This window comes from Acidovorax sp. LjRoot66, from assembly GCF_964253305.1.
Taxonomy (GTDB): domain Bacteria; phylum Pseudomonadota; class Gammaproteobacteria; order Burkholderiales; family Burkholderiaceae_C; genus Acidovorax.
In genome coordinates, this window is the sequence record NZ_CAXUQU020000001.1 from 683648 (window position 1) to 696065 (window position 12418).

Sequence of the window (12418 nt, forward strand, 5' to 3'; positions counted from 1 at the left end):
TTCGTCCACTTTTCCCGAGCTTAAGGCAGTCTTACGAACCTCACTGACGTAGGCGAATTGCACGAGGGGCCAGGCTGTGGTCCACATGCTTGGCCAGTAGGGATTTGGAAGCCCACGCTGAAAGTCGTTTGAATATAGGTGGATATGTCATCTATACCATAGGTTGGGTAGTATGACTTGAGCAATGCGTAGTACCCCGCTACATGAGGTGTTGCCATGGAAGTTCCAGCAATCGGCATGGTGTTAGTGGTGGATCCAGTCGGATAAGGTGTTGCAGAAACAACACCCGCCGACTGATCCTCACCTCCTGGCGCAAAAAGAATGTACTCCCCCGGCCAATATTCTGGTCGCACTCGATTCGACAAGGTTGCAATGGTGAGCGCAGTGCCGAAGGTGGGATGAGGTGCCCCGTTGTTTGCAACCGAGCCAACTTTGATAACACCCGGCACGCTCGCGGGTTCATTCATCCGGAAATAGTCACCTTGATTGCCCATTGCCGCAACCACCGGAATGTTCTTTTGCTTCAGACTATTAACCAGTGCAGCGAATGTATTGGTCCCACCGGCGATAGGCGTATGATTAGGTCCAACATTTCCGACCAACGAATCTGGTTGGTTCTCAAGACCATCGCCTAGACTCATGCTGATCGTATATGGATAGCTTCCAGCAGTGAGGCCATTGTTTAAATCAGTAAGGGCTTTAGTGTAGTCTTCGTGGAAAACATGCAACCCATTGCCTGGTGTCGTTATCGTCACGGACGCGATCTGTGCTCCCGGGGCCACACCCGATAGCTGTGGATTCATTGCCGAACTTGGCCTACCGGCCGCAATCGCTGCCACGTGCGTACCGTGAGCACAATATGATTCCCATCCCGAACCAAAGTTACTTTGACAGGTAGTTTGGGGAAAGATGCGACCCGCGTCGGGAGTTCCAGCAGGACTGTCGCCAACTCCCGTGCTCTGCTTATTAATACAGGCAGAGACGTAAGGTTGATTGTCCCAGGTTGTATCCGACTGGTAGCACGACTCAGTGGTTACTTTGCTCCCCCCGCCCGCATTTTGCAGCATCGCGTGTGTTTTTAGGATGCCTGAGTCGAGGATCGCTATGGTTTGATCAGATGCAGTCGCTCCAGCGCCCCAATATGGCGGCAGATTCATTGCTAGCGTTGATTTAGCTAAACTGAGCTTGTACTGCGGCTTATTCCCGACGATACCCTGGAGGCGTCGATCTCCGCTGGAGATCATGCGCTTGAAGTCGTCGCTGGATATTACAATGCCAGCTGCTCCTACGTCGGGATATAGCTGGATTTCGCGCAGCATTTTATAAGGCGAGAGAAAGTTTGCGAGCATGGCCTCATAAGTGGCCCTTTGCGCCTTATTTGATGCTGTCGTGGTCTTCCCACCTACATATGGGGTGCGCAACTGAATGATGACCCCCACTTTCCCCGCGCGCGAGGCCTCCTCAACAGCCGCTTGATCAATAGATGGCGCGGTGTTTTCGGCGTAATTTGCGGGCTTGATGGCTCGCACTTCTGCTCTTCTTGCCAAATCAAAAAAGCCCTTGTCGATTTGCTTTTACCGTAATAATGCCATTTTTCTCTGCCGCATCTGTCCGCAGCAAGGTGAGGTTTTTATTCGTATCCTGGGACCCTTTGGAGACCGAGGATATGCCGATCCCGTTGAGCAGTGATGCCGCGATAGTTCTAGCAGATTGAATTTGGGCCTCACCTGAAACTAGAGTTGTTGCTCGTCCAGTCCTTTGATCGACATCAAAACTTGCGCCATCGATGTTCAGCGTTAGTTCTACTTCAACATCCGAGCTACTTTCCAATAACTTATTGATAGCCTCGATACTGCCATCGGTTTTCGGCAAAAGAGTCTTATGGTGCCAGTCTGGTCCAATAATGACAGCTGTGGCACTCGTGGATTTACGCAACAGATCAAGACCTTCGCGGGTAACCCAGATATCCATGCTCCCCAACGGACTTATGTACCGCGCCCCCAGCTTTACACTCTCACCAAGTTCCTGCAACACAACTGCGGCTTTTTCACGAGTTTGTGTCGCAAAAGAGGCAGGATTTTTTCTAGCTTCGTCAGGGTGCGGCTGAGGGAGCACCACGGTGACAGGAGTAAATCCAAATCTTGCAGCGTGACTCTCCATAATTGGTAAATGCGTAGAATCGATTTCAGCAGAAAAAGCTCCAGCACTCGCTAGTTGCAGGGCTATTGCAGCGGCGATTGGACATATCTTCATCAAAAATCTTCCGAAAAATTGTGTGGAGAATCATCATAGCGAGCAACTTCCGTATGAATTGTGACAATTTACATCATTAAAAACGGACTCCCTCAAGCTCAATATCAGCAGGCAATACAAAATATTACAATAAGACATATGTATTGCAAAAAACTATTTATTTCCTGGTGCGCAACTTAGTCAATCCCCCATCTGGGGGTCAAATTCGGTAATTTGTGAGTAGACCAATCAACTGCTTTTGGGTAGTGCGACGGCTAATAGTCGCTAACATGCCCGCTTGACGAAGCGTGAGTAGATGATTGCCGCAGCCAGCATGAGCAGCGCCCTGTGAACGTCCAGTCTGCGCTTGAATCGAATGCGCAGCTCGCCGAAACCGACAAACCACGCATGGGTTCTCTTCACTCCCAACGGCGCTTGCCCAGACGCTTGCTGCTTTCGACGCCTCTCCTTGCTATCTTGCTTTTGAGACCGTGGCTGAGCGGATGCACTCTGCAAGATCATCGGCACAGTTTCTCGGCTCTCATGCCTGGCGATGTCTGAATCGAGGAGGATGGTTATACAGCGCTCCCAATGAGCCGTAAGCCCAAGAGCATACGCCTCAGCTGGGGACGTGCAGGTTAAATACCGACTGGTGGAAGCCTTGTCGCTAGATCCCTGAAGCTTGCTCAGGCAAGGCGCCAACAACAAAAGGGCCGGAAGGCCCTTCACGGGGTCCGCTTAGTGGAAGACCCATGCCAGGTCCTGTTGCCCCTGCTGGTATGCAGGATCAGGCTCACACTAGGCAGCAGGTCCATATCATCGCTCGCCCTCGGACCGACTTGCTGTCCATTTGGCGCCACAACTTGTACCGTTTCAGGCAGGCCCGAGCCCGGCCCGCGCCCGGATCTTGCGCATCGATTCGCCCTTGAGCTGAAGCCTGTGCGCTTGATGAACCACGCGATCAAGAACCGCGTCAGCGATCGTCGGATCGGGGAAGATGCCATGCCAATTCTCCGAGGGGTACTGGCTGGTCAGAAGCAGAGATCCAGTGCGCATACGCCGATCAGCCACATCCAGCAGGACCTGGGCCGCGGTGGGCGACATCGCGCCGATACCAAAGTCGTCGAGGATCAACAGGTTGGGCTTGTAGAGAGCCGCCTTGAGCTTTGGCAACGAGGCATCGAGGACGGCCTCACCTATTCTGTCAAAGAGATTGCTGGTCACATGGAAAGCTACGGTCATGCCAAGCCGGCAGGCTTGATGGCCGAACGCAGCCGCCAGCCAGGTTTTGCCCACGCCCGTAGGGCCGAGAATCATGAGGTTCTGCTTTCGCGTGATCCAGCTGCAGCTGGACAACGTGGAAATCAGCGCCTGATCCAGCCCCCGGCTCGTGCGTGTGTCGTAGTCTTCGAATGCCGCCACTTCGGGAAACCCCGCCGTTTTCACGAGTCGATTGAGCTTGCGGGAATTGCGGGAGGCGGTTTCGGACTCCAGCAGCAGACCAAAGCGGTCATCAAACGCAAGTTTTTGCAGCTTGGCCTGCTCCTGTTGGAGTTCGTATGCCGCCGCCATGGCGCCCAGGCGCAGTTCGCGTAGTTTGGCCAGGTTCTGGGTGTTGGTGTTCATTTTCAGTCTCCGAAGTATTGGGCGCCGCGCAGGTTGTCGTGGTCCTGCCGGGGTGGTGGCGTAGCCGCGCGGGGCCGCAGGTCGGCCTGGTTGGTCAGGATCGAGGTGATGCTCCGCAGCGAAGTGATGTTCAGCGGCAGCGCATATCGGCAGACGGACTCAAAGCGATCCTCGCCATGGTCCCGGGCAAGGTCACGCATCCTTCGGGCAGCACGGATGCCATTCGCGAGATCTGACCGTGTGTTGAGGTGGTGGCTAATCATTCCCTGCGCACTGACTCCCACAGAAGTGGCCCATTGCATCAGCGCCTTGGGCTCGCCTTCCAGAACACGCTGATGCGCCACCGGCCGGTGCTCTGGCAAGGTTGTGCTTGTGCCTGGCTCAGCGAGCAGCGCGTGCAATGCCACACGGCGCCCAGCTCGAAACACCTCCACCATGGAAGCGTTGATGCGCAGGTCCACGCGTTCTCCGGCCAGTTGGGAGGGAACCGAGTAAAAGCAGCGCAGGTGCTCCACGTGGTGATCGCTGCCGACCCGGACCTGGTAACGCCACTCGCACATCTCGAAGCGCTTTTGCGCCAGCGGCTTGAGTGTGGGGCGCTCACCGCTCTCAAACCTGCTGCGCCGACAGCCAGGCAGTCTCTTGAAGGGGTGGTCATTCAACGCGTGGTTTAACTGGCGCAACTCGTTGTTGAGCTCTTCGATACTGAAGAAGACGCGATCGCGCAGTCTGAACAAAATCCAGCGCTGAGCGATCTGTACGCCCACCTCTGCTTTGGACTTGTCTTTGGGGCGTCTTGACCTGGTGGGCACCGCAGCCGTGTCGTAGTGCCGCAGGCAGTCGCGGTAGGTCGGGTTGATGACCAGTTCATCGCGGCCGCGGCGCAAGACCGCAGCCTTGAGGTTGTCGCTCACCACCCAGCCTGGCACACCTTCCATGAACTCGAAGCACTCGGTGTGGCACTGCACCCAGTCGCTTGTCGTCTGGGTCGGGACAGCGTGCACAAACGTGTAGTTGGAATAGCCCAGCACCGCGATGAAAATCTGGGCGTGCAGTGACGGGCCGCCGGCTGGATCCCGGATCTCCACGGTCCTGCCCGCGAAGTCCACGAACAGCTTGTCGCCGGGCCGGTGTACCCGGCGCATGACGACGTGCAGAGTGCTTCGCCAGGCCCTGTACCCCACGGCGAACTGGGTGTAGGCCACCCCTTCGGGGCAGGTTTCTCTCCACTCCCGCCACAGCTGCTCCATCGTCGCATCGGGGCGCTGCATTTCCGCGTGCACCCACTGCCAGTCGGGCAGTGGTTTTCGCTGCGCAATGGAGCGGTTGTGCGTGCCCAGGGTGTCTCGCCACTGGTCGTCGTCAAGCGGCTCGATCGCTGACCATTCGTGTGCCTGCTTTCGCAGCATTCGGCGGAACGTACCGATCGTGGAAGGGGAGATACCCACGATGCCGGCGATGGCGCGGTCTGAGTTGCCGGTGTCGTAGTAGTGCAGGCGGGCGATTTCCCGCTGCATGTGAATTGCAATGCGCATGGACTCATTTCTTGCGCAGCGCGGGAGGACGCGCCGCAAGGACGAGTTTGCCCAGCACGCTCGGCACTTGACGTGCCCGACGCTGCGGCCGATACTCCATGCCACTAGATCTTTTTCAAATCTTGCTGGCCTCGGCCGGACAAAAAAGCCTGAGCTGCAACTCGGGCTTTTTCGTTTCTGGACGTGTTGTTTTATCTTGCTCTGTGAGGCTCCAGGTTGCTGTGGATCTGCCGGCGCGACGCCTCCGGCGCTGCGCACGTTATCGAACTCCCCCGACCACGTTGCCGAAACAAGTGTCCACGTCACCGAAAGGAGTGTTTGGGTCGCCGAAACGGCAAGCTGGACACCTGGATCGGCACGCCGAACGCGGGGATCGGCCATGGTACGAAGGTCGCTCGCGCCAAACTACTGGGCTATCTGGACACTTGAAATGCCGCTGTACCTCGATGACGCAGTGCCGCCGCCCATGCCCCGGGCTTTTCTGGACGTGCTACTCGATTGCCATAGCCTCATCGGCGAAGAGTCCGTGAACCCGGCCATGGCCATCGGTCTGCTGCGTGAACGCTTGAGGCCCCTCTTGCCGGACGTGCACAAGCCACTGTTTGACCTACGGGGGCAGACCAGCTGGGACAGCCTCTGGATCCTGTATGCGAACCTGGCAGCTGCCAGCGGTGGTACGGACAAGCAGCTCATGGCAAGCGCGGCCGTGGTGAGCATCCTCGTGCAGCACACCACCCAGCCACCGCGCGAGGTAGAGTTTCCTTCCCACCTGGAGCTCGCTTCGTTCGCGCGGATGGCTACCGTGCTGGGCCTGCCCAAGGCGCATCCGCATGTGGGCAAAAAGGGCGTCGCCACGCCGCTATATGCCTTCTGCCGGTACTGCTGGTTGCCGCAGCGCTCGCGTGGTGTGTGCGAGCACCATTCCACCAGTTCCAAACCCGTGGACAAGTTCGGTGCTCCGGCGTGCGCCGTGGCCACCCACAAGCAAGTCCAGCGGCTGCGCCCCGCTTTTGAGAAGGAACTGACACGCCTTGTGAGCACCGAGGAGTGGCAGTTTCACGAATCCGAGTTTGGCTCGGCCGTCATGCTGCCGCTATCGGGTCTCAGCAACTGGTTGAAAGAGCGTCGACCGGCTTTGGCGCTGCTACTGGAAGCAGATGGGCGCCCAGGTGAAGCTCGGTTTCTTCCGGCTCTGCTTCACGTCATGTACGGAACTGAAGGGACAGAGGTAGCGCAGGCCATTGGACGATCCTTGCACCTGTTGACCCCTATCACGGCGAGGGCAGAGGCCTGGCTTTGCGCCTGGAGGGGCCGAGGTAGTTGGGGCGGCCAGCGACAAGGGGCCGGCAAGCCTGCGGCGCCTGCCAAGAACAAGGACACCACTCAGCCCAATCAGTGAGTTATCAACAATCGATGGGCCGCGGGGAGTTTTCCACAGGGTGATTGATGAAGCTGGCTGACTTCGGTGCCGAACAAAGTGTCAACGGTGCCGAACTTGGTGTCCAGGAACTCCGAAATACGCAAAGATAAGTGAGCACGGCAAAAAACTCTTGAGGAGATGCCAGTATTTGGTCCTTCATCAGGTTCACGCCCGCTCTTCAAGCGTGCCGCAGGCTCAGGCGGTTTGGGCTTTCAAGGCGGTGAGTCGGGAACTTCAGGACCAACTTGAATCCATAAAACTTTTTGGCGACTCGAAGCGTTCCAGTGCAAACCCTTCAATTATTTCCTCGCGGGCCTCAATGTTGCTAGGCAGCGTATTTGCCGCTCGCCACCCATTTCTCCTCCAGTAGTTTCTGCCGGCTATCGGGCGACATCTGGGACAGATCTACTTCGCTCTCCGAGAAGCTGTTCGGCGCGAACTTCACATGCAGCTGGCGTGCTATCCCCTGACCTGTCAGTACGTCCTTGAGGAGCCTGTCGCTTGGCAGCGATCCGACGGATACCGGCTGCGCCTTGAGTGGGCGTCAATTGAGTGGAGGTCAGCTTTCAGTGCTCCCACACAAACTCTTGGTCCTCACGTAAGAAATGGTGCACGCAGTTTCTGTGCAACTTGTCGCCCGACACGGAGAAGTGGCAGAACGATAGGTAAAAAGTTAGGCGACGTCGATGCGATTGCTTGGACGTTCAGCTGCGATCAGGTGCGCGGCAGTACCTGCCGCGAAGAAGGCTTCAACGCACAGCACTTGTGATGCGTCGGGAGCAAATTACCGCATGGATGGCTTGCCTGACCGCCTCCAACGTGCGCGGATATGCGGAAGTGCGTCATCCGAAACTCCAAGCTTCTGCATTGCGGCATCGAATCTACTGAGTGGTGGCCCAGATCGCCGCACTTGCCTTGGAGACCACGACGCCCGCTCGGAAACCTCCAGGTAGACGTGGCCGCCGCGCACGCGGGAATCCACAACCTCGACCAAGGTCCAGACCCCGGCCCGGAAGGCCTGTGCCAGGGTCGAGGCGATACCGCACAGCAGCTGAGAAAGGAGGATGCCCCGTGGAGAGGTGGACAGGCTCCTGGCGGCGCCCTGGTCCAGCTCTGGGCCGATCAACGCGGTGGAAGAGGATGGAGGCGCATCGCCGCTGGCGGGAAGCCATTCGGCGAACGGCGTGAGCGCGAGGCCTGCCGGGACATACCACTGCTTGCGCGCTGGGTCTCAGCGGGCACCCAGCATTTGACGCTGTCCTTGTCCATATACGAAGAGACGAGGTAGGTACCGCTCATTGGACGACCTCGGATGGCGCATCAACCTGTGGCATGCCCTGGCGCCATGACTGCACATCCTGGAACTCGCGCTCGCAGCCGGTGCAGCGCAGCCGCTCCGTAGTGCGCATGGCGCCGCTGGCGTCGCGCGCGATCACCTTGCGGTAGCTGGTCGCGCTGCAGATTTCACAGCAGTTCCTGGGAGATGGTTGAGAAGACTCCATGCCTGCAGTTTTACCCCCGATCGTCCACCACATTGAACTCGAATCGGAAATTGACCGCGGCCGTGTCGGGCAATGTCAGCACCAAACGGGTTTCCTGGGGATGGAAGATGGTCTCTCCGTCGCTCTCGACAGTGCCATGGCTCACCGACAGGGTCTCGATCTTGCTGGTCAGGGTCTTGCGGGTTGCATCCCAGCCGAACTGGCCTGGGCGCAGCTTCTGGCGCAGCAGCCAGGTCCAAATTTCTACCAGCTCGGCTTCGACTTCTGGCTGATGGCCGCGGCTGGTCTGAGCTAGGGCGGAGAACTCGTACTGTTGGTCGCGCAGGACCCATTTGAATTGGAAGTGCTTCATCGTTGGGCGGTAAGGATGAAGGGATTGTCCCAAATGCGCCAGTACGGCCGCGCACCAACGAAAAGAGGCCCGAATGTCCTTCTCTGAGGCTTGCCAATGGGAGTCGCACGCGAGGTTTTGTGGCTCATGCTGGAATTCAGCATCTGTCTTAAGCCAACTAGTTGGTCGTATCCTCACTTGCCCCCGAACCGTCATGCTCTCAGTCGTGCCACGATTGACAGGCGACGTATACGCCCCTGCCCACTTGCTCAGATGTTCGCAGCGTTCGGCACGAGCTCACCGGGCTGCACGCTGACCCCCGACCTTGCTTCTGATAGCGCCAAGTGCAGCGGTTTCCATTCGCCGTTCCCTTACTCCTGATTCACCTCCCCAAGACCTACCCGGGCAAGATGGGAGGGCGGCAGGGGTTTGTACCGGGGGTCACGCTTCAGTTCTTCGATCAGCGCTCGTGCGTGCTCTAGCGACTCTTCAAAAGTGTGCGCCGCGCGATCAAACTGCTCGCTCAGCCTACGTCGGAGGGCATATGCCTCTGGCGTGAGATGAGGCTCAGTTGGCTGGTGGTCATCGTCCATTGCACGAGATGCAGGATTACTTGATCTCGAACTGGGTGCGGTCTTTGCTCGCAATCCAGAGAGGTGGCTTTCCTCGGCCAGTCCAAGTCGAACCCGTAGCAGGATCACGGTACTTCGGAGCGACGGTGTTGCCCTTGAGAGGGCTTTTGGCACGGCCTGCGGGAAAGATGTCGGCTTGGGTTAGACCGAATTCAGCAATCAGCTGCTGGACGGTTGCAAGCGCGTCTTGACTTTCTGTCTTTCGCAAAGCGTCGATTTGAGCGTCGAGGTTTTGGCGTTGCGCGAGAAGTTCTTTATAGGTCGGCATAAATTTATCGGTCCGTTAAATACTCAATATTGACCCAGATACTACATCAGTTCTCCGCCGAAATGGACTCGATCCACCGTTGAAAGTCTTGAACGAATGCGTACCTGTTTTTGCCGTCTGCTATGGGAATCGCCGAGCCTCGCAGAAATAGCCAAAAGCTGCTTTGGTAGGGCTCGGGAAGTGAGTCAACCACAACGTAGATCGCGTCCGCATACCGATAGGTTGCAACAGGCTTCCTAAGACCTTCAAGCACGAGTGAACTTGACATTTTCAGCGCGTAGAAGTGGGCCAGTTCGGTTGGAAATCCGTGTGAACCTCACATCTCGTGCGGTGCCACGCCTCTTGAATGAGCTTCCCAGGTGCTCCACACACTTCACAGGTTTGGAGCGAGAGGCTTTCAGTGTGCGCAACGATCGCCGCGTCGGCGGGGTCGAGCGGGCTAAAACGCATAGTTAAGCGACCCCATTTTTCACGGGCGGTATGCGCTCGGGCCTGCACCCCTCCGCCATTAGCGCGAGCCTGCAGCTGAATCAGAAGCGTTTCGAAAATTGCGACCCAGCCTGGACCTCCGGTTGGGCGACACTTGGTGAAGATTAGTGGGAACTTTGACTCCAAGTCAGAAATGCTCATAGCGAACTCCCGATGCTTTTGAAGAAAGCTTCGATTCGATGTTGCTCGGCTGTTCTCTGGTCGATGGTCCATTCTGTTCTGTAGCCTAACTTCAAAAGATGCCGATAGTGAAGGCGCAAATGGTCTAAGCCCTTCTGTTTCAAAGGATTGACACCGCTTCTGCACACAGGGCATTTCCCCGCTTCGCCAACATCGCCGCGAGTGCCCAACCAATCGCAGCGAGGGCATCCCATCGGACTGTTAGCGGATTCGACTTCGAAGGTCATTCGATGATCTCTTTGCTGGACATTTCAGTATGAGATAGCAGAAATTCGATGCATGCCAAATGCCGAAGGTAGTCGCGAAGCTTATTCACTCTATTGGGGCGCAACGGATTCGCCACGGTACTGTAATTTGGTGCATGGGTCACCTGCAAGTATTGAGACCACGCACGCGAGTCAGTCATCTCGGAGCGCACTCAACGCTGTCGAGCGCCCATTGGGTTTCATATGGGAGTACCGGCGTGCAACCTGACCCCAACCCTATTTCGACGCGTGAGTGGAACATTCACGTTCGGAGTGTTCCTCCTCTACCACGTGCGTGACGTATGTCCCCGTCTCGGGATCGTGGTACCCAACACCCGAATCCAAGCTGCTGCCGCGGGCTGAAAGATAGGCTTTCGTCACCGTCAGTTCACTGTAGTACAGGTGCGAACTGAAAATCCGCACAACTGGACCTAGAAGACGCTCCATGCGCGCGTTCTCTGCTCGCAAAAACGCAATGAATGCCTGTTGTTCAAGTGCCAGATCGGATGCCAGGCCATGGGGATAACCGTCGGGAGAGTCGATGCCAAAGATGCTGACCAGCCCGGATCCCTCTACGAAGAAAATCGCCTCAAAACGCTGGATCGAAGATTCGCTTCGGCTCACCTCCACGTCGGCTACCCAAAGCTCTTCATCACATCTCGGAAACTTGGCTATGAAGCGCGGGAGGTTCACTTCGGCGACCAGCGGGGCCGCGTCGTCGGTCAAATCCAGACTGTCCAGTCGCATCGCGGTCTGACTCCATCGGTGAAGAGCGCAGCGACGTCGCACCACGCGTGTTCGTGAAAGGCGGGGAGAACCGCGCCAGAAGAACGTCAAGCGTCGTTCCCCGCCTATGCGCAGCCCTCGAAAAAGCTGCTTTCAAATGAACACTATAGATTGTAGTCCTATAGTGTTCATTTAGCGGTAATCGAGGAATGTCCTCAAAGCGCCGCGTCATCAACAACCTTCCTCGCGCGATGAAGGCGATTCGGGACGTACGTGCGCTCAGCCAGGAGGATTTCAGCCTGGTTTCCAGCCGTACGTACATGAGCACCGTGGAACGTGGCCTCAAGAGCCCAACGTTAGGCAAGCTGGAGCAGATCGCATCGGTGATGCAAATCCATCCCCTCACATTGTTGGCACTCACCTACGCCAGCTCGGCCTCGCCTAATGCGGCCGCTGAAATGTTCGACATAGTCCAGCGCGATGTTGACCAGCTTTGGCCGGGCGAAGTTTAGGTTCAGATGCGGCAACTTCCGTGCTCAGCCCACTGCTGCACTGTTTACTCGAAACTGCCGTCCTGATAGCAAAAATTGGCCTGATTTGGGCTTACGCGGGGCTTGAAGAGTCGAACCTAAACAAGGTCGTGGTCCGCTCGCGCTGCTCGTACTTTCTTCTCCCCAGCCGAAAGGCGCTCTTAGGGGCGCTGGCTCTGACTCGAAAGATGTTGGCAACCTGGCGGACAGGTAGCCGTTTCTCTCCCCAACTCGCGCTTTCCAACCCGCCGGGCCGCGGGGAGTTGTACACAACTCCATAAATCCAGAGACCGCGGACTACTGTGCGCATTTCAAGCAAAAACCGCTTGACTACATAGGATGCGCTTGTTGTGGGGGAACTCCAGCCCGGCGTTCTGCAGTGCCGAGCGCACGCGCTCGCGTGCCTCTTTCACCTCCACCTCGGCCAGGCCCACCAGAGTGAAGCTGGGCAGGCCATTGGCCAAGTGCACTTCAACGGTGACGGACGGTGCCTGCAGCCCCAGAAGGGCGCGGCTTTGCACCAAAGCAAGACTCATGGACGACTTTCTCCCCAGATGGGTGCAATTTGCAAGACGCTTGTGTGAAATGCTTCACGACCGCACCATCGTGGTGCGAATCAAGGATCTTCCAAACCCCCACTTTAATAGGGAATCTTCACCTGTCCCGAACCCCGGCAGAACGGGGCATTGCAGCGCATGGCAC

Annotated in this window: 9 protein-coding genes and 2 pseudogenes; 2 read left to right on the top strand and 9 right to left on the bottom strand. The window is 57.1% G+C overall.

The window, feature by feature from the left end; all coding sequences use genetic code 11:
* Positions 1 to 20 precede the first annotated feature (20 nt).
* The 5 genes and pseudogenes from ACSQ3Y_RS03180 to istA all read right to left on the bottom strand — a co-directional run bounded on the left by ACSQ3Y_RS03180 (position 21) and on the right by istA (position 5393).
* Positions 21 to 1529, bottom strand: coding sequence for a S8 family peptidase (locus ACSQ3Y_RS03180; RefSeq protein WP_436176420.1), 1509 nt, complete (start codon positions 1527 to 1529; stop codon positions 21 to 23).
* Between the two features lie 19 nt (positions 1530 to 1548).
* Positions 1549 to 2253 (bottom strand): hypothetical protein, encoded by a 705-nt coding sequence (locus ACSQ3Y_RS03185; protein WP_436176421.1) that lies wholly within the window; start codon positions 2251 to 2253, stop codon positions 1549 to 1551.
* Positions 2254 to 2517: 264 nt separating this feature from the next.
* Positions 2518 to 2717, bottom strand: a pseudogene (locus ACSQ3Y_RS03190) (IS5/IS1182 family transposase); the annotation flags it as partial.
* Positions 2718 to 3105: 388 nt separating this feature from the next.
* Complete coding sequence (istB, locus tag ACSQ3Y_RS03195) at positions 3106 to 3858, bottom strand: IS21-like element helper ATPase IstB (protein WP_436176422.1); 753 nt, start codon at positions 3856 to 3858, stop codon at positions 3106 to 3108.
* A gap of 2 nt (positions 3859 to 3860) precedes the next feature.
* Positions 3861 to 5393, bottom strand: a complete 1533-nt coding sequence (gene istA / locus ACSQ3Y_RS03200) for an IS21 family transposase (protein ID WP_436176423.1) — start codon at positions 5391 to 5393, stop codon at positions 3861 to 3863.
* A gap of 430 nt (positions 5394 to 5823) precedes the next feature.
* Between istA and ACSQ3Y_RS03205 the strand changes: the two genes are divergently transcribed.
* A complete protein-coding gene (locus ACSQ3Y_RS03205) occupies positions 5824 to 6792 on the top strand; it encodes a hypothetical protein (RefSeq protein WP_436176424.1) in 969 nt (322 codons plus the stop codon).
* 1533 nt (positions 6793 to 8325) lie between these two features.
* Here the strand turns inward: ACSQ3Y_RS03205 and ACSQ3Y_RS03210 are convergent.
* From ACSQ3Y_RS03210 to ACSQ3Y_RS03220, 3 genes are all read right to left on the bottom strand, one after another.
* Positions 8326 to 8667 carry a hypothetical protein gene (locus tag ACSQ3Y_RS03210; protein WP_436176425.1) on the bottom strand — a complete coding sequence of 114 codons (342 nt, stop codon included), beginning with the start codon at positions 8665 to 8667 and terminating at the stop codon, positions 8326 to 8328.
* 588 nt (positions 8668 to 9255) lie between these two features.
* The gene (locus ACSQ3Y_RS03215) at positions 9256 to 9546 is read right to left on the bottom strand and encodes an H-NS histone family protein (RefSeq protein WP_436176426.1); all 291 of its coding nucleotides are present in this window, start codon (positions 9544 to 9546) and stop codon (positions 9256 to 9258) included.
* A gap of 1151 nt (positions 9547 to 10697) precedes the next feature.
* On the bottom strand, positions 10698 to 11186 hold the full coding sequence (locus ACSQ3Y_RS03220; protein ID WP_436176427.1) for a hypothetical protein: 489 nt from the start codon (positions 11184 to 11186) through the stop codon (positions 10698 to 10700).
* A 209-nt stretch (positions 11187 to 11395) separates the two neighbouring features.
* On the opposite strand from ACSQ3Y_RS03220, the gene ACSQ3Y_RS03225 reads away from it, so the two are divergent.
* Positions 11396 to 11698 carry a helix-turn-helix domain-containing protein gene (locus ACSQ3Y_RS03225; protein ID WP_436176428.1) on the top strand — a complete coding sequence of 101 codons (303 nt, stop codon included), beginning with the start codon at positions 11396 to 11398 and terminating at the stop codon, positions 11696 to 11698.
* Between the two features lie 341 nt (positions 11699 to 12039).
* Here the strand turns inward: ACSQ3Y_RS03225 and ACSQ3Y_RS03230 are convergent.
* Positions 12040 to 12252, bottom strand: a pseudogene (locus ACSQ3Y_RS03230) (magnesium chelatase domain-containing protein); the annotation flags it as partial.
* Positions 12253 to 12418 lie beyond the last annotated feature (166 nt).